Raw genomic sequence first — 19,253 nt, forward strand, 5'->3', positions numbered from 1 at the left:
AGCGGCCGGGCGGTGAGCGCACGGACCCGCATCGTGGGGTGGACGCTCGCGGTCGTCGCCCTCGCCCTGAGCGTCTCGGTGTTCGCCACCTGGACCATCCTGCTGGTCAGGCTGGAGGACCGGGTGAACGCCGAACTGGCCAACGAGGTGGAGAAACTCCACTGGTACGCGAAGAACTCGACCGCCTCCCCGCCGGCGCTGCTCCAGGAGTACCTGAAGGTCAACGCGCCCGACCGCCACGAGACCTTCTTCGTGATCCTGGACGGGAAGGTCCGCTGGCGCACGTACGCCGAACCCCCGGCCGTGCTCGACACCGACCGGGCGCTGGTGGCGCGGATGGCCGCCGCGACCGAACCCACCTGGGACTGGGCCCCCAGCACGGCCGGGCTCGTCCGCTGGGCGGTCGCACCCGTGATCGCCGACGGCGAGGTCGAGGGCGCCTTCGTGGCCGTCGTCTTCTACGACCTCGAACGCCGTGAGGTCGATGAGGCGGTGCGCGTGCTGGGCCTCACCGCGCTGGCGGCGCTGCTCCTGGCCGGGGCGGGCGGGTGGTTCGTCGCGGGAAGGGTCCTCGCCCCCGTGCGGCTGGTCCGTCAGACGGCGGAGCGGATCGGCGGCTCCGGCGATCTCAGTCGGCGTCTGACCGTCTCCGGCGACGACGACGTCTCCGCGCTGGCCGCGACCTTCAACCACATGCTCGACCGGCTGGAACGAGCCTTCGCCGTGCAGCGCGACTTCCTCGACGACGCCGGGCACGAGCTGCGCACCCCGATCACGGTCGTCCGCGGCCACCTCGAACTCATGGGAGACGACCCCGAGGAGCGGACCGCCACCCTGGCCCTGGTCACCGACGAGCTGGGACGGATGAACCGGATCGTCGACGACCTGATCATGCTCGCCAGGTCGGAGCAGCCGGGCTTCCTCACCCTCGGCGAGGTCGAGCTTGCCGACCTGACCGTCGAGGTCGTGGCCAAGGCCCGCGCCCTGGGGGAGCGCCGCTGGCGGGTGGACGAGGTGGCCGAGGAACAGGTCACGGCCGACCGGCAGCGCCTCACCCAGGCGCTGATCCAGCTCGTGGCCAACGCCGTGCGGCACACCGGCCCAGGAGACCTGATCGCGGTCGGTTCCGCCGTACGGGACGGCCAGGTGGAGCTGTGGGTGCGCGACACCGGTCCCGGCGTGCCCGAGCGGGATCGCGAACGTATCTTCAACCGCTTCGTCCGGGGCGCGGGCCGCACCGGGTCGCACGACGGCGCGGGACTCGGCCTCGCCATCGTCCGCTCCATCGCCGAGGCGCACCGGGGCACCGCACGGGTCCACCCGTCCGACGGGGGCGGGGCGCTCTTCCTGATCTCCTTCCCGTACGAGGAGATCCCCATGACGCTCCCGTACGAGCACTGATGCCCCCGACGTCCTTCCGCGCCGCGCGGCGGGGAAGGCCCAAACCTGACAGTCCCCGAGTGAGGAGCCGAGGGTGAACCGCATCCTGATAGCCGAGGACGAGGGCCGGATCGCGTCCTTCCTGGAGAAGGGCCTGAGAGGCAACGGGTTCACGACCACCGTCGTCGCGGACGGGGTGGCGGCGTACGAGTACGCCCGTGCCGGTCGCTTCGACCTGATGATCCTGGACATCGGGCTTCCGCTGAGCGACGGCTTCACGGTCCTGCGCCGGCTCCGGCAGGAGATGGCGACCATCCCCGTGATCATCCTCACCGCCCGCGACAGCGTCGCCGACACCGTCGCCGGCCTTGAGGGCGGGGCCGACGACTACCTAGCCAAGCCCTTCTCCTTCGAGGAACTGCTGGCGCGGGTACGGCTCCGCCTGCGCCCGGAGCGCGTCCCGGAGACGACCGTCCTGCGCGTCGGCGACCTCGCCCTGGACCTGCGGACCCGGCGGGCCCACGTGGGCGAGCGCTCCGTCGACCTGTCCACCCGCGAGTTCGCCCTCGCGGAGATCTTCTGCCGCCACCCCGACCAGGTTCTCACCCGCCAGCAGTTGCTCAGCCACGTGTGGGGGTTCGACTTCGACCCCGGCTCGAACGTGGTGGACGTCTACGTCCGCTACCTGCGCCGCAAGCTGGGAAACCAGCGGATCGAGACCGTCCGGGGGTCCGGCTACCGTCTGCGGGTCCGGTGAGAGCCCTCTCATCTCGCGCTCATGGTGGATCCACCGGCCACCGGAAATCTGGAGTCATCCGCACAGAAGGTGCGGAACGACCTTCAGGAGGGCCAGATGAGCCTGGAACCACGGCGGACCCTGCTCGCCATCGCGATCACCCTCGGACTCGGGACCACCGGCGTCCTCGCCGGCGTCCCGGCGGCCCAGGCGTCCGCGTTCCCGGCTTCGTCCACGGCGGTGGTCGACGTCGCGGACGACGACGATGACGATGACGATGACAGAGATGGTGACGATGACGACGACGGCGGTGACGACGACCGGGATGACCGCGACGACCGCGACGACCGCGATGACCGCGATGACCAGGACGACCGGCGAGCCGGCCCCGCCGATGACCGGGACGACGACCTCCCCCGGGGCGGCGTGGAAACCGGCCAGGGCAGCACATCGCGTGACGACGACGATGACGACGACCGGGCTCCCGCGGGTGGTGTGGACGCCGGTCAGGGTGGTGCGTCGCGTGATGACGACGATGACGACGACCGGGCTCCTGCCGGTGGTGTGGAGACCGGGTTCGGCGGGATGGCGGAGAAGGAGGGCGTGCCGCTCTGGGTGCCGGTGGGACTGGCCGGTGCCGGGCTGCTGGCGGGTGGCGGCTTCTGGTTCAACCGCCGATTCACCTCGGGGAGCTGACCGTGCGAACCCCCGGTGCCCTCGTGGCCGCTCTCTCCGCCCTCGTGGCCATGACCGCGTGCTCCACCGAGGTGGCCGCGCACAGCGCCTCCCCGGTTTCCACCGCCTCCGAAGCTCTCACGACCTCCGCGACCTCCGCGACCTCCGCGACCTCCGGGGATTTCACGGCCGCCCGGTTCGTACGACCTCCGGCCAGGGGTGAGGTCGCCAACCCCGTGCGGCTCCGCGTCCCGGCGATCGGGCTCTCCACCGCGGTGACCGCGTTGAAACTGGACGCGAGGAACAAGCTGGTCGCCCCGGTGCGCTTCGACAGGGTGGGCTGGAACAAGGCCGGTCCCGAGCCCGGCGAGGCCGGTGCGGCGGTCATCGCCGGACACGTGGACTCCAGGACGGGGCCCGCCGTCTTCCACCGGCTCGGGAAACTCCGTCCGGGCCACCGCGTCCACGTCGACAGGGCCGACGGAAGCACGGTGACCTTCACCGTCCGGCGCCTGGCCCGATTCCCGAAGAGCCGGATCCCCGACAGGCAGGTGTACGGCTCCACCAAGGGAGCCGAGCTGAGGCTCATCACCTGCGGCGGGACCTTCGACCGCGAGCGGCGCAGCTACCGCGACAACGTGATCGTCTTCGCGAGCTGACGGCGCGGCACCACGGAACAGCAGGGGAAGCGTGCCACGAGAGGCGCGGGTACCGGGAGACGAGCCCCGGTCCCCGCGCCTCCGTCCGTGTCCCGACCGCTGATCCTCGGCCACCCCGTACCGGAAGAAACAGGACGGAGCACAGGGAGGAGAGGGAGGGCAGGGAGAAGGGAAAAGCCGGTGATGTGCTGAGACGCGTGTTTCCCCCTCCCGCCCGTACGCCGGGACGGGCGAAGAAGGTCTCGTCCGGCGGCATAGTATGTGCACTCGGTTGGGGAGGCGGAACAGCGTGGAGATCACGGCGCAAGAAGGACTGTTGGGGCCGCTGCTGCTCGCGCGCAGTGCCATCGACCGATCGGCGATGCTTCGCGGCGACGCCGAGTGGCTCGAAAGGACCTGGGCCGACACCGCGACCAGGGTCGTGGTCGTCGACGACGGGCAGGCTCTGGTCCGGCGCAGTGGCGGCGAGGTCAAGCTGGTCCTGCTGCCCACGGCCGAGGCGCCGGAGGGCGAGCGCTACCTGCTCGGTGTCGACGCCGAGGGCGTCGCCTACTTCGCCGTGGCGGCGCCGCTGGCCGACAGCGTCCACACCGGCTCCTTCGCCCGGATGGTCGCCCCGCTGCCCCCCTCGGAACTGGGGGAGGACCAGACCCTCACCGCCGGGCTCCGCCAGGTGGGATCGTTGCTGGGCGACCTGGACGCCGGGCTGCTGGTGTACGCGGTCGCCCTGGACGCCTGGCACTCCACCCACGAGTTCTGCCCCCGGTGCGGCGGCGGCACCGAGGTGCGCGCGGGCGGGCACGTGCGTGTCTGCCCCAAGGACGGCAGCCAGCACTTCCCCCGGGTCGACCCCGCGGTGATCATGCTGGTCCACGATGCCGATGACAGGTGCCTGCTGGCCAGGGGGCCGCAGTGGCCCGAGGGGCGGCTGTCGGTGCTGGCCGGGTTCGTCGAGCCGGGAGAGTCCCTGGAGCACGCCGTGGCGCGCGAGGTGGCCGAGGAGGTCGGCGTGCGCGTCACCGAGCCGCGCTACATGGGCAGCCAGCCCTGGCCGTTCCCGCGCAGCCTGATGCTCGGCTTCTTCGCGAGGGCCACGTCGACGGAGTTCGTCCTCGATCCCGAGGAGATCGCCGAGGCCCACTGGTTCAGCCGCGCCGAGCTGCTGGCCGCGACGCAGAGCGGCGAGGTGCGCCTGCCGTCCGAGGTGTCGATCGCCCGCAGGCTCATCGAGACCTGGTACGGCGAACCGCTGACCGGCGACTGGTAGACCCGCTCACCGGCAGCCGGCCGAACCGAGGTCGCGCGGGGTCCGTACCGAGGTCGCGCGGGGCAGGGCCCTCCCGGCAGGCGAGAGCCCCGGCGCCCGGATGAGGGAACCGGGGCTCGGCCGCGGAGCGGCTACGCGCTCGCGCCCGCCAGGATGCGCTTGACCTCGATCACCGAGGGGTTGGTCCTGACGACCCGGCCGGTCGGAGAGTCGACCACGACGGTGGGGACGACCTGGTTGCCGTTGTTGACGCTCATGACGAACGTGGCGGCGTCCGGGTTGCTCTCGATGTCGATCTCGTTGTAGGAGATCCCCTCGCGGCTGAGCTGGCTCTTCAGTCGCTTGCAGGGGCCGCACCAGGTCGTGGTGTACACAGTCAGCGCCATGTCGTGAGAAATCCCCTCATGTGATGTCCGGCGCCATTGGCAACAAAGCGAGGCCCGTTCATCTTCCCGATGACAGCAGCTTCTCCGCGACCCACTGCTGAACCCGCTCCGCCACGCCGGGCAGCCGGTAAAGAGGCGCGCTGTGCTCGATGCCGGGCTCGGAGACGATCGTCACCGGAACGCCGACCTGGCGCAGGTGCTCCTTGAGCTGCTTGCCGTGCTCCGCCGAGACGAACTCGTCCTCCGAGTGCACGACCAGCATGGGCGCGTCACCGCGGCTCGCGTGCCACGGGACCTCCATGCTCGCCCAGACCCTGGCGCACCTGCCGGTGGGCTCGCAGCCTCCGGCCAGCTTGATGGCCGACTCGCGCAGCTTGCGCTTCTCCAGGTCGTAGGTGTCGGTGCCCTCGGTGTACGCCGTGAGCGGGGAGATCACGGGGGAGATGCCGACCACACCGCGCAGGCCGGGCAGGCGGCTCTTGTAGGTGCCCGCCGCACCGGCCAGGTGGCCTCCGGCGGAGAAGCCGACGATCACGTAGTGGTTCGGGTCGAAGGACCACAGCGCCGCGTGCCGCCGCGCGGTGGCGATGGCGTCGAGGGTGTCGGTGCGCTGGGCCGGCCAGGAGGCGTCGGTGGAGAGGCGATAGTTGATGTTGAAGACGACGTAGCCCTGCTCGGCGTAGCTCCGGCTTATCTCCGTCATGTACTTCTTGTCGCCCGACGACCACCAGCCGCCGTGGATCAGGAAGACACCGGGCCGCTTCAGCTCGTCGGTCTGGTACCAGATGTCCATGCGCTGGCGGACGTGCGGGCCGTACGAGACGGTGTTGACGACGGTGCCCTGGGCCAGCGGGGCGGGATCCGGCACCGGAGAGGGTGTCGGGTCGCCGCTCTTGGGCGTGCCGGGCTTCCTCGCCTTGGCCGTGCCCGTCGTGCCGGCCCCGGCCCTGGTCGCCTCCGCACCGGCCCTGCCGACGCCCGCGACCCCCGTGCTGGCCTTCGCCGTGCCGTACGTGCCGGCGTCCGCGCGGCTCGCCCCGGACCTCGCCGTACCGGAGGCTCGCCCGGTAGTGGCCCCGGCCGTGTCGGTGGCCCCGCCGACACCGGCCTTCGCCGGACCGGGCGTGCCGCTGGGCTGGGCCGGAGCCGAGAACGCGTGGGCGTGCGCGGTCGTGTACACCACCACGGGCCCGACCATCGCCGCCGCCAGGGCGAGCGCACCCACGGTTACCCCAGTTCGCACGGGCCTCTTCCTTCCCCGAATTGTTCGGACCCCATTGTGGAGTAAAAAGCCCGCTTTGTGCATCTCGACGAACCACATAGGTTGACGGCGGCGAGTTGCCAGAATGACTGATGCTTGGCCTGTGACTGGGAGGATGTTGCCGCCCGGTCCGTTCGACCGCGTGTGTTCGACTGCGTGTAAGGAGGCTCCGTGGGGCCCGACAACGTTCTGGCGGCACTGGATCCCGAGCAGCGTGAGGTGGCCGAAGCCGTCCGGGGGCCGGTCTGCGTCCTCGCCGGAGCCGGGACGGGCAAGACCCGCGCCATCACCCACCGCATCGCGCACGCGGTCCACAGCGGGGTGGTCGACGCCCAGGGCGTGCTGGCGGTGACGTTCACCACACGCGCGGCCGGTGAGCTCAGGCAGCGGCTGCGGCAGCTCGGCACGCCGGGTGTGCAGGCGCGCACCTTCCACGCCGCCGCGCTGCGCCAGCTCACCTACTTCTGGCCGCGCGTCATCGGCGGCGACCCGCCCAGGGTGATCGAGTCGAAGCTGCCGCTGCTCATCGACGCCTGCCGCTCCCTGCGCAAGAACCAGGACCGTTCCGAACTCCGCGACATCGCCTCCGAGATCGAGTGGGCCAAGGTCACCCAGATCGCCCCCGAGGACTACGCGGGGGCCGCCAAGAAGGCGGGCCGCACCTCGCCCGTACCCGCCGAGGAGGTCTTCCGGCTCTACGAGGCCTACGAGAACCTCCGCCGCGAGCGGCACCTGGTCGACTTCGAGACCATCCTGGAACTCACCGCGGCCGTGATGACCGAGCACCGCGAGGTCGCCTCCCAGATCCGCCAGCAGTACCGCTACTTCGTGGTCGACGAGTACCAGGACGTCAACCCGCTGCAGAAGCTGCTGCTCGACACCTGGCTCGGCGGGCGCGACGACCTGTGCGTGGTCGGCGACCCCAACCAGACGATCTACTCCTTCACCGGCGCCACCCCCCGCTACCTGACCGGCTTCTCGGTCGAGCACCCCAACGCCACCGTGATCAAACTGGTTCGCGACTACCGCTCGACCCCCCAGGTCGTCTCTCTCGCCAACCGGGTGCTCGACAGGGCCCGGACCCCGCACAAGCTCGCCCTGATCGCCCAGCGCCCGGACGGCCCCGAACCGGTCTTCACCGAGTACGACGACGAGACCGCCGAGGCCGAGGGGGTGGCGCGGGCGGTCAAGAAGCTCGTCGGCGGCGGCGTGCCGACCCGCGAGATCGCCGTGCTGTTCCGGGTCAACGCCCAGTCCGAGACGTACGAGCAGGCCTTCGCCAAGGCCGGACTGCCGTACGTGCTGCGCGGCGCCGACCGCTTCTTCGAGCGGCCCGAGGTCCGTCAGGCGGTCGTGCTGCTGCGCGGCGCCGCCCGCTCGGCCGAACCCGGCGACACGCTCGCCTCGACCGTGCACCACATCCTGTCCGGCATCGGGCTCACCCCCGAGCCCCCCGGCGGCGGCAAGGCCCGCGAGAAGTGGGAGTCGCTGAAGGCCCTGGCCGACCTCGCCGAGGACCTCGCCGCCACGGGCGCCGACCTGCCCGCCTTCGTCGCCGAGCTGGAGCGCAGGGCCGGGGAGCAGCACGCGCCGCCGGTCGAGGGGGTCACCCTGGCCTCGCTGCACGCCGCCAAGGGCCTGGAGTGGGAGGCGGTCTTCCTCGTCGGCGTCACCGAGGGCATGCTGCCCATCATCTACGCCGAGACGACCGACCAGATCGAGGAGGAACGCCGTCTCCTGTACGTCGGCGTCACCCGTGCCCGCGCCCACCTGGGAGTGTCGTGGGCACTGGCGCGCTCGCCCGGCGGGCGGCGTTCCCGCAAGCCCTCCCGCTTCCTGGACGGGCTCACCGGCCGCTCCGCGCAGAAGAGCCGCGCCACCGCCTCCGCCACGGCGGCCGACCGCCGCCAGGTCGCCGCGCCGATCAGCTGCCGGGTCTGCGGCAAGACCCTGGCCGCCGCCGCGGAACAGAAGCTCGGCAGGTGCGCCGGCTGCCCCGCCGACTACGACGAGTCGCTGCTCGCGGCGCTCAAGTCCTGGCGTACGGCGGTGGCGAAGCACGAGAAGATCCCCCAGTGGGCGATCTTCACCGACGTCACCCTTCAGGCCATCGCCGAACGGGCGCCGCACTCGGAACAGGACCTGCTGGCGATCACCGGAATCGGACGCGTCAAACTGGATCGTTACGGCGAGGCGGTGCTCGAACTGTGTCGTATCGCCGCGAACCAGACGGAGGGCGCGTGAACGAGGCGTTAAAGGAGCTTTTGGACCTGCTCGACCTGGAGCAGATCGAGCTCGACATCTTCAGAGGGCGTAGTCCGGAGGAGCGCATCCAGCGTGTCTTCGGTGGCCAGGTAGCCGCCCAGGCGCTGGTCGCCGCGGGACGGACGGTGCCCGACGACCGCAACGTCCACTCGCTGCACGCGTACTTCATCCGTCCCGGAGACCCGGCCATCCCGATCGTCTACAACGTCGAGCGGGTCCGCGACGGCCGGTCCTTCACCACCCGCCGGGTGGTGGCCGTCCAGCACGGCAAGGCGATATTCACGATGTCGGCCTCCTTCCACGTGACGGAGACCGGTGTCGAGCACCAGGCGGTCACGATGCCCCAGGTGGTCGACCCCGAGGGCCTGCCGCTCTTCCAGGACCGGATGCTCCAGGCCGTGGGGACGGAGTCGCCGCTGCGCGAGTGGGTGTCCAGGCCGAGGCCGGTGGACGCCCGCTACGTGACCCCCCTCACCTGGGAGGCCTACCGCGACCCGGAGCTGCGCGGGTCAAACACCAACGTGTGGTTCCGCTACGACGCGGAACTGCCCGACGATCCGCTGCTGCACGTGGTGCTCGCCGCCTACGCCTCCGATTTCACCCTGGTCGACACCGTGCTGCTCACCCACGGCCTGGCATGGGGCGCGTCCAACCTCTCCGGCGCCTCGCTGGACCACGCGATGTGGTTCCACCGTCCCTTCCGCGTGGACGAGTGGATGCTCTACGCCCAGGAGTCGCCGTGGTCGGGGGCGGCGCGAGGGCTCGCCAAGGGCGAGATGTTCACCCGGTCCGGAGAACTGGCCGTGTCGGTAGTGCAGGAGGCGATGATCCGCGTGAGATAGTCGCAAAGTCGCAGGTAGAAAATATGTTGCCCCCTCCTGGGGCCGGGGTTTAGGGTCATGCTCAAGCAAGTCGGACATCACTGTCCGACGATCAACGAATGGAGGTGAGTCCGCTGTGAGGAACATTCCGATGACGTCCCAGATGGGGCTCACTTCCGCGCGCCGTAACACCGCTCTGTCTTGCGACAGCCAGATCACTCTCGCCGGCGGCGTGGCAGCTCTGGTTCAGCAGGCCAATCCTGCCCATCTTCAGGTCGAAACCGGCCGTTGGTTCGCTCCGGTCGCCTTCCCGGCGACGGACGTCCCGGCTGTTCGCAACCGAGTGGGCGACAGCTACGCAGCAACGACCAAGCACATCGGAAACGGTGGACTGCGCGGTCCGCAACCCTGGGGGCATCCTCCGGTCATAACCTGACCGAGGAAAAAGCCTTCAGGCCGCGGATCCGCACCCAGGATCCGCGGCCTTCTTGTTTGTCCGCGTCATTCCTGACCCCCACCCCAAGAGGTAACCGAAGATCAACACCTAGCTGAGAGGTGAAGCAGATGGGGGCCCAGACGGTCATGGACCTGATCGACGAAGCCACAATCCCCTGTCGTACCGACCCCGACCTGTGGTTCGCCGAGTCTCCGGAGGACGTGGAGTTCGCCAAGGCGCTCTGCGGGGGCTGCCCGATTCGTGAGGCCTGCCTGGCCCGCGCGCTGGAGCGCGAGGAGCCGTGGGGCGTCTGGGGCGGCGAGCTCGTCCTGCGGGGGGCGATCGTTCCCCGGAAGCGCCCGCGCGGACGTCCCCGCAAGAACCCGGTCGCTGCCTGAACAACCGAGAACCTGAACCACCGAGAACCCGAACCATCACGAGCCGCACGTTTCCGAAAGGACCATTCCGATGAGCTACTTCACCTCCAGAGGCCTCGACCTGTCGTCTATGCAAGAAGAACTGGTTCGTGACCGAATACGAACCCTTCACCGCGAGGCGGAGGAGCATCGCAGGGCCGCAGGGCTCAAGCGCCTCCAGCGCGCGGAGCGCGACGCGGAGCGTGCCTCGGCCCGCCTGCGGAGCGCGATCCTGCGCCTCGTCTGATCTGTCCTGCCTGTTAGGTAAGGACCGGCGGCGACGTGTAGGAGACGCACGAGAGACACGCGAAGCCGCGCGGAAGACAGATCGAAGAACGAGACGGACGACGAGATAGACCAATGAGGGGTGGCCCGCTTCGGCGGGCCACCCCTCAAGCGTCTGTCCGGGCCGCTCGGACCGGCCAACCGCGTCACGAGCATGAGCCGCGGGAGGAAGCGGCGAGGAAGAGCCGCGAGAAGGAGCGATGACAGGAAGCGTGGAGAAGGAGCGGCGAGAAAGTGGCGAGCAGGAGCGGTGAGAGGAAGCGGCGGAAAGCGGTCGGGAGAAGGAGCGGTGAGAGGAAGCGGTGAGAGGAAGCTACGGAAAGCGGTCGGGAGAAGGAGCCGCAGGAGGGGAAAGACCCCTCAGGCGCTGGTGAGGGTGGGTTCTCCCGAATCCTCGTCGGTGAACCCGGGGACCCAGCGGACGACCTCCTCGCGGAAGCGGGCGGTGGCGCCGAGCTGGCAGAGGACGCCGACCCCCGCCGCGTGCACGCGATGGATGAGGACGTACGAGGCCGGCAGGTTGAGCTGGCGCACCACGTTGCCGGGACGCAGGTCGGTGGCCGTGGCGGCCTGCCGCTGGAGCCATTCCCTGCTGAAGGAGAACTCCTCCACGGCGGTCGGCTCGACGTAGGGGGCCAGGAACGCCCGCAGGGCTTCGGGGTCGATCTCGATGTGCGGCTGGATGAAACCCTCGTCGCGCAGGCCCTGCACCACGGTCGCCATGTCGCCGTTGTTGAAGATGCGGGTCAGCTTTCCGAAGATCGGTGGGTACCCGTCGGGCATCCGGTTGACCGCGCCGAAGTCGAGCACGCACATCCGGCCGTCCTCGACGATCCGGAAGTTGCCCGGATGGGGGTCGGCGTGGAGCATGCCCACCCGTGCGGGCGAGGAGAACAGGAAACGGACGAGCTGGAGCCCGGCCCGGTCGCGCTCCTCCTGGGTGCCGTCGGTGATGATCCGCGACAGCGGAGTGCCGTCGACCCATTCGGAGACGAGCACCTGCTCGTTGGCGGCGATCACGTCCGGGATCAGGAAGTCGGGGTCGTCCTTGAACTCCAGGGCGAAGGCATGCTGGGCCTCGGCCTCGTGGAGATAGTCGAGCTCCTCGACCACCCGCTCGCGCAACTCGCTCAGGACGGCCTTGATGTCGAGGCCGGGCAGCAGCACCCCGAAGAGCTTGCCGAGCCGGGCAAGCTGGGTGAAGTCGGAGAGCAGGGCCTTTCCCGCCCCCGGGTACTGGATCTTGACCGCGACCGTCCGGCCGTCGTGCCAGACCGCCTTGTGCACCTGCCCGATCGACGCGGCGGCGGCGGGTTTGTCGTCGAACGACAGGAAGTTCTCCCGCCAGTCGTCGCCCAGCTGCTCGACGAGGACCTTGTGCACGGTCGCCGCCGGAAGCGGCGGAGCCGCGTCCTGGAGTTTGGTCAGGGTGGCGCGGTAGGGGCCGGCGACCTCGGCGGGCAGCGCCGCCTCGAAGATGGACAGCGCCTGGCCGAGCTTCATCGCCCCGCCCTTGAGCTCTCCGAGAACCTTGAAGATCTGCTCGGCGGTGCGTTCCTGGATTTCCTGGGCGACGATCTCGGCGGACTTGCCCCCGATACGTTTTCCGAGACCGAGAGCGGTGCGGCCGGCGAACCCGATCGGCAGGGCCGCCAGCTTGGCGGAGCGCGCAACGGCGCGGCGCGGAAGGTCACTCACCTTGGTTGGCGGCGCATCCGCTGCTACAGCGAGACGCCGCTCCCTCCCTTCGCTGTGTGTCCGTCAGCGGCAGGTAGCCGACGCGACCATTGTTAGCGAACCCAACTCGTTTCGGAAGCAACGACATTGAGGATGAACACTCCAGGATCGCCTCTTCCAGCTCCAATCTGGCAATACTTCCAATGTGCTGTTTGTCACAACGGGTTCACGGCCGTCGATCACGGCGAGTGCGTGACCTGCCGCCGACGCCGCCACCAGCGTCGACAGCACCGTGCCACACGCGATTTCTCCCGCGGGGAAGCCGCCCAGCCGGGCGCTGACGACCGGCCACCCGGGGTCGCGATCCCGCCGGGTCAAATCTAAACAGTGCAGGCACGTGCTTCGTCCCGGCAGCACGAGAGGGCCGACCGAGCCGGAACCCTCGAAGGCGGTGACCAGCAGGTGCGGGATCTCCCAGTCGACGAGTTCCTTGACCAGGAGGCCGTCCAGCGGCACCACGGGCGCGAGCACCGCCAGGTCCGGGGGCCTGCCCCCGTCGGCCAGCTGGGCCGCCCCGTCCCCGGTCCATGCCGTGAGGCCGGGCGCGAGCCTCTTGGCCACCGCGACCGCGCCGTCCTGCCTGCTCATTCCCACCTCCGTCCAGCCGAGGCCGCCGGGGACGACGTCCCGTCGCCGCGCCGTACCGGGGTCGACGACGCAGATCCGGCCGACCCCGGAGGCGGCGAGCAGGCCGACGACCTGCGCGCCCACCCGGCCCGCGCCGTAGACCCGCACCCGGGCCTCTCGCCGGCGCTCTAGTGCGGCGAGCCCGCCGTCGATCGTGCCCGGAGTGAGGGAGAGCACGTCGAGATCGGGCTGGAGCCGATCACGCTCGGCCATCGTGAGCGTGCGCAGCGGGCCAGGACCCACACCCGCGTCGTCCACCACACCACGGCTGACCAGCAGGTCGAGCAGGGTCCGGCCGTGCTCCTCGCCGAGCCCCACCTGGACGGCATCGGCCAGCACGCCCGCGAGATCCCTTACGCCGTCGAGGCTCTCCACCCAGCGGCGGACCTCGGGTTCGAGGTCGGTCAGCACCACCGCGTGGCGGGGATGCAGTCCGAACTGCAGGGTGCGCCCATCGCGGGCGACGCGGCGCAGAGCGGGCTTCAGTCGTGGTCGCATCGGAGAACCTTTCTTCGGGACGGCCCGCGGGCGAGCCGGTGAGGGCAGGAGATGAGCAGGGGGAACAGGGGGAACAGGGGGAAGCAAGGGACGAACAGGTCGGAGGTGACCGAGAGGCAGAGGTGGCAGAGGAGGCAGAGGAGCCAGGGGTGGCTGGGTGTGCCAGCGTGGCATGGCCCCACAGGGTCCCGGACGGCTTTTCTCCCGCCTGTGGATAACTCCCGCCCTGTGGATAACCCACCTTCAGCGAGCAGTCCGGGACCTCCTCTTCACCCTCTCGGGGGGACACGCCTGGAACCTCAGCCCCTCGGGACGAGGAACATCCGCGCCACCGGAGCGGAGAATCCCCGTTTCGACGTCCAAGGCAGGAAATGACCAAGGAGACGAGGGGCCGCGGGCCAGGAGAGCCGGGAAACGGGCACCTGTAAGACCGCGGACCGCGGTGAGTCCGACCGGACAGGGCCGGGAGGCGGTGGGCGGGAGAGGGTGGGTTACGCTCCCCGGCATGGACGAGCTCTTGATCGATCGGCGTGACGACGGCGTCGCGGTGCTCACTCTGAATCTCCCCGATCGGCGCAACGCGATGACCGACGGAATGACCGCCCGATGGCGGATCGCCATCGCCGATCTCGCGGCGGATCGCGATCTCCGATGCGTCGTCGTCACCGGGGCGGGAAACGCGTTCTGTTCCGGGGGAGACCTGTCCTGGCTCGCCGAGAGGGCCGAAGAGGGAGTGCCCGCACTGCGCGAGCGGATGCTCGCTTTCTACCGGACCTGGCTGGCGATCGCCGACCTGGAGGTGCCGACCATCGCCGCGGTCAACGGCGCGGCCGTCGGGGCGGGGCTGTGCCTCGCTCTCGCCTGCGACCTGGTGTACGCCTCCGAGGAGGCCAAGTTGCTCGTTCCCTTCACCTCGCTCGGCCTGCACCCCGGCATGGCGGCCACCTACCTGCTGCCCAGGGTCGCGGGGGTGGGCGTGGCCAGGGAGATGCTGCTCACGGGGCGGACGATGACGGGCGCGGAGGCGGCGCCCGCGGGGTTGGTGACCAGGGCGTTTCCCCGCGAGTCGCTGATGGCCGAGGTGATGGGGATCGCGTCGCGCACGGCGGCCAACGCGCCGGTCGCCACCCGGCTCACCAAGATCGCCCTGGCCGGCGGCGGGCACGCCGACCTTGACGCCGCGCTGCGCTGGGAATCCCTCGCCCAGCCGGTCACGATGATCTCCGACGACATGCGTGAAGGGCTGGCGGCCCAGAGAGAACGGCGGGTCCCGCGATTCGGCAACGCATGAGACGGCTGATATCCAGGTTAATTAGATAAGTCGCGGTCATAGTTGATCACCCGTGTTGAACAATCGACGAACGGGGATTGACCAGCGGGAACGTGTTCTACCCCCTGGTGTGAATTCGTCATTCTCGGCTACCGTTCATATGTGCCCCCCGAGACAGTCGAGGTCCGCCGCAGTTCTCGCCGCCGGCGGACGGTTTCTGCGTACCGCGACGGCGAGAAAACGATCGTGCTCCTCCCCGCCGGTCTGAGTAGCACCGATGAGGAACAATGGGTGCGCCGTATGCTCGATCGCCTCGCGGCCAAGGAGCAGCGCAGACGTCCCTCCGACGACGATCTTCTCGATCGGGCCGTCGATCTGTCGGCCCGCTATCTCGGCGGGGAGGCGAAGCCGTCCAGCGTGCGCTGGGTGGAGAACCAGCAGCACCGCTGGGGCTCGTGCACTCCTGATCACGGCACCATCAGGATCTCCACGCGGCTGCGGGGCATGCCGTCGTGGGTGGTCGACTACGTGATCATGCATGAGCTCGTCCACCTGCTGGTGCCGAGTCACGGCTCGCGCTTCTGGGCGCTCGTGGAACGCTACCCCAAGGCCGAGCGGGCGCGAGGCTTCCTGGAGGGATTCTCCACGGCGGCTCACGGTTCCGCGGAGGAGTGTTGACGGAGGATCGAGTGGTGGCCGTCCTCGTCACGCCCTCCGTGGCGGACGCGGCCCCCCCGGGGATCGACGCCACCGACTTCCTCACGGCCGTCGCCGAAGACACCTACGAGCTCGTCGCCGGCCTGGACTTCGTCTCACCCGTCGTGGTGACGAGCGTCCCCGGCATGGAGGAGATCGTCTGGCCGGGCACCCCGGTCGTCGAGATCCCCGACCTTTCCGGCAGCGCGCTGGTCAAGGCGGCCTTCGCCGCCCTGCCGTACGGCGAGCAGGCGGTCCTGCTGAGCGCGGACGCTCCCGACCTGCCCCCGCTGCTCATCGGCAAGCTCTTCCGCGAGCTCGGCCGGGCCAGGATCGCCGTCTGCCCCGACGGTGGTGGCGGCACGGTGGCGCTGGCCGCCCACCTGCCCTATCCGGACTGGGCCGCGACGGGTTTCGACGACCTCGACCCGATCAAGGCGCTTCGTGCCTCGGCGCCCGGCAGCCGCATGGTCGCGAGAGGCCCCGGCTGGCACCGCCTGCGCGCTCCCGGCGACATCGGCCTCCTCGACCCGGGCCTGGAAGGCTGGGACAACACGCGGGCACTGCTCTCGCCCTGAGTCCTCGAACGGCCGAGCACCCGAGCATCCGAGCACCCGCCCCAGCCCCGGCCCCGGCCCCGAGCATCCGGACAGCCCCGAAGGTCAGGCAGTGCGAGGGACCGGCTGCCAGGCCCCTCAGGGCGGGGGCAGCCGCAGGTCGGCGAAGACGGCCCGGTGGTCGGTCCCCGGAACGGTGTGCACGCTGACCGTGTTCACTCCCACCCGCCGGTCCGCCACGACATGGTCGATCGTGATCAGCGGGGGAATGCGCTTGTTGACCGGCCACGTGGGGGTGAGGCCCTCCCCGGCGCTGTCGGCCGCGTCCAGATAGCCGCGGCTCAGGAAACGGCGCATGGCCGCGTGGTCGAGGCTGGCGTTGAAGTCGCCCGCGAGGATGCGGATCGTGTCGGGCGCGGCGGAGGGCAGGGCGTCCAGCGCCGCCGTCCAGTCGTACACCTGCCTGCCCAGCGGCGGGAAGGGATGCACGTCGACGATCTCGACGGGCTTGGCGCCGGGCACGGTCATCAGCGCGGCGGGCATGTTGTGCCCGATCGCCTCGAACAGGTTCTTCCTGGCGGTCAGCGGATACCGCGCGTACAGGCCGCTGCCCCCGGCGCTCCACTCCGGCTCCAGCACCTGGTACGGCATGATCTTCTCCAGCCCGGCCGCCTCCAGCTTCTCGACCATGCCCGGTGTCAGCTCCTGGGTGCTGAGCACATCCGGGTTCAGCCGCCGGACCAGGTCCATCACGGCGTCGGGCTCGGCGTGCCCGAACAGCGTGTTGAGCGTCAGCACCCGCAGGGGCGTTCCCGTCACGGGATCCCCGGAGCGGAAGGCCCTGGGAAGCACGCTCAGACCGAGCGCCGCGGTGGTGATCAGCGCCACGGCCGTCGCCGCCCGGTTGCGGGTCAGCGCGGACAGCAGCACCGGCACGAGCGAGGCCGCGGCCACGTACGGGGTGCCGGTCATGAGCTGGGTGGTCAGCGAGTCGCGTTCGAGCCCGGCCACCCGGGCCACCGCCCAGGCGGCGAACGGTGTCACCGCGGCCCAGGCGAGGGTTCTGGGAATCCTCCAGCGCCGCCGTCGCGCCGGCGGCACGACCGTGCCCCCGGCGCCCCCGGCGCCCCTGTCAGCCACGATGTCCACACTCACAGTGCCCCGATCCGCTCCGTACAGCCTGATGAGAACGAAGATATCCGGGGAAAGGTGAGACAAGCGTAAAACGGTCCAACGCCCTCGGCCCGTGCCCCGCGCGGGCCGGAACCGGTCGCCGGACCGTCGTACGAGGCCGGGAACCCGGTCACCCGGAGCGCAGAACCTCGCGGGCGCGGCGGGCCAGGCGGCGGGTCGCCTCGTCGGAGAGCTCGGGGATCTCCTCCACCGGGAACCAGCGCAGGTCGAGCGACTCGGCGCTGATCACGGCCTCGACGTCGGCGGGGGCGACCGCGCCGTACTCGACGTCGAGATGGCTGGTGTACGGCGGGTGGCACCAGACCTTGTGACGGTCGAGCGCCAGTGGGCCCGGCAGCAGCCGCAGGCCCGGGATGCCGGACTCCTCGGTGGCCTCCCGCAGCGCGACCGCCTCCAGCGAGGCGTCGCCGCGCTCGCAGTGCCCTCCCATGGGAAGCCACATCCCGGCCTTGGGGTGCAGCGTCAGCAGCACCCGCTCCCCGTCGTGGGAGAGCACCGCGGTCGTGGCCGTCAGGTGGCCGGTGACGCACTCGCGCCACATCGCGTCGTCATTGGCGTGGACGTGCTCCAGGAACTCCTTGCGGAGGATCTCCTCCTCCGCCGTGGGCGCGGCCCACCCTGTGAGCACGTCCTTCGCGTCGGCGCGCAGGCTCACGCGCCGCCGTCCGCGCCGCCGTCGTCCTTACGGCGCTTCTCGTCCTCACCCGGAGCGTCCGGAGCGTCCGGAGCGCTCGAAGCGTCCGGAGTGTCGGCGGCAGCCGAAGCGCCCGAAGGCTCCTGGAGCGTCCCCTCCAGGGACGACAGGTCAAGCTCGGGCTCACCCCGTACGAACCTGTCGGGATTGTCGAGATCGTCGGCGGTGGGCATCAGGTCGGGGTGGTCCCAGACCGCGTCGCGGCCGTCGACACCCCGGTCGGCCTCCAGGGCCTGCCACAGGGTGGCGGCCTCACGCAGGCGACGGGGCCTGAGCTCCAGGCCGACGAGCGTGGCGAAGGTCTGCTCGGCGGGGCCGCCGGTCGCCCTGCGGCGGCGTACGGTCTCCGACAGTGCGGTCGCCGAGGGGAGCTTGCCGTCCGCGGCGCCGTCCACGACGGTGCCGACCCAGCCCTCGACCAGGGCGAGCATGGTCTCCAGCCGGGACAGGGCGGCCTTCTGCCGCTCGGTCTCCTCGGGCTTGAGCAGGTTGCCGCCGCTCAGCGCCTGCTGGAGTTGCTCGGGGTTGTTGATGTCGAGCCCGCGGAGCTGCTCCTCGAGCGCGGACGCGTCCACCGTGATGCCCCTGGCGTACTCCTCCACGGCTCCGAGCAGGTGCGCGCGCAGCCACGGCACGTGCTGGAACAGCCGGTGGTGGGCCGCCTCGCGCAGGGCGAGGTAGAGGCGGATCTCCTCGGCGGGGGTCTCCAGACCCTGGCTGAACGCCGCGACGCCGCCGGGCAGCAGGGCGGCGTTGTCCGACAGGGGCAGGCCGATGTCGGTGGAGCCGATCACCTCCAGGGCGAGCGAACCGACGGCCTGGCCGATCTGCTGGCCGACCATCATGCCGCCCATCTGCTTCATCATCCCCATCAGCGGCCCGGCCATGGCCTGTGCCTCAGGGGGCAGGCCGGTGGCGCCGAGCGTGCCGCTCATGGTCTCGACCATGCGGGCGGCGATCGGGTCGCAGAGTTTCTGCCAGACCGGGACGGTCTTCTCGATCCACTCGGAACGGCTCCACGCCTGGGGATTGCTCACCCCGCTCGGCAGGGAGGTGGCCTCGTTGAGCCATAGATCGGCCAGATTCAGGGCGTCGACGATCTGGCGCCGCTCGCCCTCCATGACACTCGGATCGCCCTCGGCGACCACGACGTGCCGTGCGATGTTCTTCGCCATGTCCCAGTTGACGGGACCTGAGGTCGGCGGAGCGGAGAGCATGTCGGCGAACTGGCGCATTGCCGCTGCGATCTGCTCCGGGTTGCCGAACATGGCGAACGGATTCTCGTTGGGGTCGTTTTCCCGACCTGGCAAGTCAGTCACCGCTCTACCTCGTGCAGGATGGAGGAGTCCACATCCGCCACGTTATCCGTCGCATGGCGGGTCAGTGCAAAGTG

At 70.3% G+C, this 19,253-nt stretch carries 20 protein-coding genes; 13 read left to right on the plus strand and 7 right to left on the minus strand.

From position 1 onward, the window contains the following. Positions 1 to 12 precede the first annotated feature (12 nt). From AC5L38_RS19775 to nudC, 5 genes are all read left to right on the plus strand, one after another. Positions 13 to 1,401 carry a sensor histidine kinase gene (locus AC5L38_RS19775; protein WP_495244271.1) on the plus strand — a complete coding sequence of 463 codons (1,389 nt, stop codon included), beginning with the start codon at positions 13 to 15 and terminating at the stop codon, positions 1,399 to 1,401. Positions 1,402 to 1,474: 73 nt separating this feature from the next. Further along, positions 1,475 to 2,137: a response regulator transcription factor gene (locus AC5L38_RS19780; RefSeq protein ID WP_362837064.1), complete on the plus strand. Its 663-nt coding sequence runs from the start codon at positions 1,475 to 1,477 to the stop codon at positions 2,135 to 2,137. Between the two features lie 96 nt (positions 2,138 to 2,233). Further along, entirely contained in the window at positions 2,234 to 2,812 is a 579-nt protein-coding gene (locus tag AC5L38_RS19785) for a GVDTG sorting domain-containing protein (protein ID WP_495244272.1), read from the plus strand. 2 nt (positions 2,813 to 2,814) lie between these two features. Then, complete coding sequence (locus AC5L38_RS19790; RefSeq protein WP_495244273.1) at positions 2,815 to 3,450, plus strand: class F sortase; 636 nt, start codon at positions 2,815 to 2,817, stop codon at positions 3,448 to 3,450. Positions 3,451 to 3,739: 289 nt separating this feature from the next. Next, positions 3,740 to 4,717, plus strand: a complete 978-nt coding sequence (gene nudC / locus AC5L38_RS19795; protein ID WP_495244274.1) for an NAD(+) diphosphatase — start codon at positions 3,740 to 3,742, stop codon at positions 4,715 to 4,717. 131 nt (positions 4,718 to 4,848) lie between these two features. Here the strand turns inward: nudC and AC5L38_RS19800 are convergent, their stop codons facing one another. Beyond that, positions 4,849 to 5,103, minus strand: coding sequence for a glutaredoxin family protein (locus AC5L38_RS19800; protein ID WP_495244275.1), 255 nt, complete (start codon positions 5,101 to 5,103; stop codon positions 4,849 to 4,851). A gap of 58 nt (positions 5,104 to 5,161) precedes the next feature. Beyond that, complete coding sequence (locus AC5L38_RS19805) at positions 5,162 to 6,346, minus strand: alpha/beta hydrolase (RefSeq protein ID WP_495244276.1); 1,185 nt, start codon at positions 6,344 to 6,346, stop codon at positions 5,162 to 5,164. A 189-nt stretch (positions 6,347 to 6,535) separates the two neighbouring features. On the opposite strand from AC5L38_RS19805, the gene AC5L38_RS19810 reads away from it, so the two are divergent. The 5 genes from AC5L38_RS19810 (at position 6,536) to AC5L38_RS19830 (ending at position 10,549) form a co-directional block, all read left to right on the plus strand. Further along, the gene (locus AC5L38_RS19810) at positions 6,536 to 8,608 is read left to right on the plus strand and encodes an ATP-dependent DNA helicase UvrD2 (protein ID WP_495244277.1); all 2,073 of its coding nucleotides are present in this window, start codon (positions 6,536 to 6,538) and stop codon (positions 8,606 to 8,608) included. Beyond that, the gene (gene tesB, locus AC5L38_RS19815; RefSeq protein WP_495244278.1) at positions 8,605 to 9,471 is read left to right on the plus strand and encodes an acyl-CoA thioesterase II; all 867 of its coding nucleotides are present in this window, start codon (positions 8,605 to 8,607) and stop codon (positions 9,469 to 9,471) included. The genes AC5L38_RS19810 and tesB overlap by 4 nt, the downstream gene beginning before the upstream one ends. 130 nt (positions 9,472 to 9,601) lie before the next feature. Continuing rightward, positions 9,602 to 9,886, plus strand: a complete 285-nt coding sequence (locus AC5L38_RS19820; RefSeq protein WP_495244279.1) for a hypothetical protein — start codon at positions 9,602 to 9,604, stop codon at positions 9,884 to 9,886. 128 nt (positions 9,887 to 10,014) lie between these two features. Then, positions 10,015 to 10,284, plus strand: coding sequence for a WhiB family transcriptional regulator (locus tag AC5L38_RS19825; RefSeq protein ID WP_329085648.1), 270 nt, complete (start codon positions 10,015 to 10,017; stop codon positions 10,282 to 10,284). A gap of 70 nt (positions 10,285 to 10,354) precedes the next feature. Continuing rightward, entirely contained in the window at positions 10,355 to 10,549 is a 195-nt protein-coding gene (locus AC5L38_RS19830; RefSeq protein ID WP_389927376.1) for a hypothetical protein, read from the plus strand. A gap of 398 nt (positions 10,550 to 10,947) precedes the next feature. On the opposite strand, the gene AC5L38_RS19835 is transcribed toward AC5L38_RS19830, so the two are convergent. Further along, positions 10,948 to 12,285, minus strand: a complete 1,338-nt coding sequence (locus tag AC5L38_RS19835) for an ABC1 kinase family protein (protein WP_389927379.1) — start codon at positions 12,283 to 12,285, stop codon at positions 10,948 to 10,950. 63 nt (positions 12,286 to 12,348) lie between these two features. Next, positions 12,349 to 13,449: a ThiF family adenylyltransferase gene (locus AC5L38_RS19840; protein ID WP_495244280.1), complete on the minus strand. Its 1,101-nt coding sequence runs from the start codon at positions 13,447 to 13,449 to the stop codon at positions 12,349 to 12,351. 505 nt (positions 13,450 to 13,954) lie between these two features. Between AC5L38_RS19840 and AC5L38_RS19845 the strand changes: the two genes are divergently transcribed. From AC5L38_RS19845 to AC5L38_RS19855, 3 genes are all read left to right on the plus strand, one after another. Then, positions 13,955 to 14,740: an enoyl-CoA hydratase/isomerase family protein gene (locus tag AC5L38_RS19845; protein WP_495244281.1), complete on the plus strand. Its 786-nt coding sequence runs from the start codon at positions 13,955 to 13,957 to the stop codon at positions 14,738 to 14,740. A gap of 141 nt (positions 14,741 to 14,881) precedes the next feature. After that, positions 14,882 to 15,397: a M48 metallopeptidase family protein gene (locus AC5L38_RS19850; protein ID WP_329085638.1), complete on the plus strand. Its 516-nt coding sequence runs from the start codon at positions 14,882 to 14,884 to the stop codon at positions 15,395 to 15,397. Continuing rightward, on the plus strand, positions 15,394 to 15,993 hold the full coding sequence (locus tag AC5L38_RS19855) for a glycosyltransferase family protein (RefSeq protein WP_495244282.1): 600 nt from the start codon (positions 15,394 to 15,396) through the stop codon (positions 15,991 to 15,993). Before AC5L38_RS19850 ends, AC5L38_RS19855 begins: the two co-directional genes overlap by 4 nt. A 117-nt stretch (positions 15,994 to 16,110) precedes the next feature. Here the strand turns inward: AC5L38_RS19855 and AC5L38_RS19860 are convergent, their stop codons facing one another. The 3 genes from AC5L38_RS19860 to AC5L38_RS19870 form a co-directional block, all read right to left on the minus strand. Beyond that, the gene (locus AC5L38_RS19860; protein WP_495244283.1) at positions 16,111 to 17,112 is read right to left on the minus strand and encodes an endonuclease/exonuclease/phosphatase family protein; all 1,002 of its coding nucleotides are present in this window, start codon (positions 17,110 to 17,112) and stop codon (positions 16,111 to 16,113) included. 163 nt (positions 17,113 to 17,275) lie between these two features. Continuing rightward, on the minus strand, positions 17,276 to 17,821 hold the full coding sequence (locus tag AC5L38_RS19865) for an NUDIX hydrolase (protein WP_495244284.1): 546 nt from the start codon (positions 17,819 to 17,821) through the stop codon (positions 17,276 to 17,278). Next, positions 17,818 to 19,179 (minus strand): zinc-dependent metalloprotease, encoded by a 1,362-nt coding sequence (locus AC5L38_RS19870; RefSeq protein WP_495244285.1) that lies wholly within the window; start codon positions 19,177 to 19,179, stop codon positions 17,818 to 17,820. The genes AC5L38_RS19865 and AC5L38_RS19870 overlap by 4 nt, the downstream gene beginning before the upstream one ends. Positions 19,180 to 19,253 lie beyond the last annotated feature (74 nt).

It is taken from the genome of Streptosporangium nanhuense, assembly GCF_059358815.1.

What these genes read in the sequence shown, in the direction of transcription:
- AC5L38_RS19785 (WP_495244272.1), top strand. Translation starts at nt 2,234, where the DNA reads ATGAGCCTGGAACCACGGCGGACCCTGCTCGCCATCGCGATCACCCTC.
- AC5L38_RS19825 (WP_329085648.1), top strand. Translation starts at nt 10,015, where the DNA reads ATGGGGGCCCAGACGGTCATGGACCTGATCGACGAAGCCACAATCCCC.
- AC5L38_RS19800 (WP_495244275.1), bottom strand. Translation starts at nt 5,103, where the DNA reads ATGGCGCTGACTGTGTACACCACGACCTGGTGCGGCCCCTGCAAGCGA.
- AC5L38_RS19830 (WP_389927376.1), top strand. Translation starts at nt 10,355, where the DNA reads ATGAGCTACTTCACCTCCAGAGGCCTCGACCTGTCGTCTATGCAAGAA.
- AC5L38_RS19845 (WP_495244281.1), top strand. Translation starts at nt 13,955, where the DNA reads ATGGACGAGCTCTTGATCGATCGGCGTGACGACGGCGTCGCGGTGCTC.
- AC5L38_RS19820 (WP_495244279.1), top strand. Translation starts at nt 9,602, where the DNA reads ATGACGTCCCAGATGGGGCTCACTTCCGCGCGCCGTAACACCGCTCTG.
- AC5L38_RS19840 (WP_495244280.1), bottom strand. Translation starts at nt 13,449, where the DNA reads ATGCGACCACGACTGAAGCCCGCTCTGCGCCGCGTCGCCCGCGATGGG.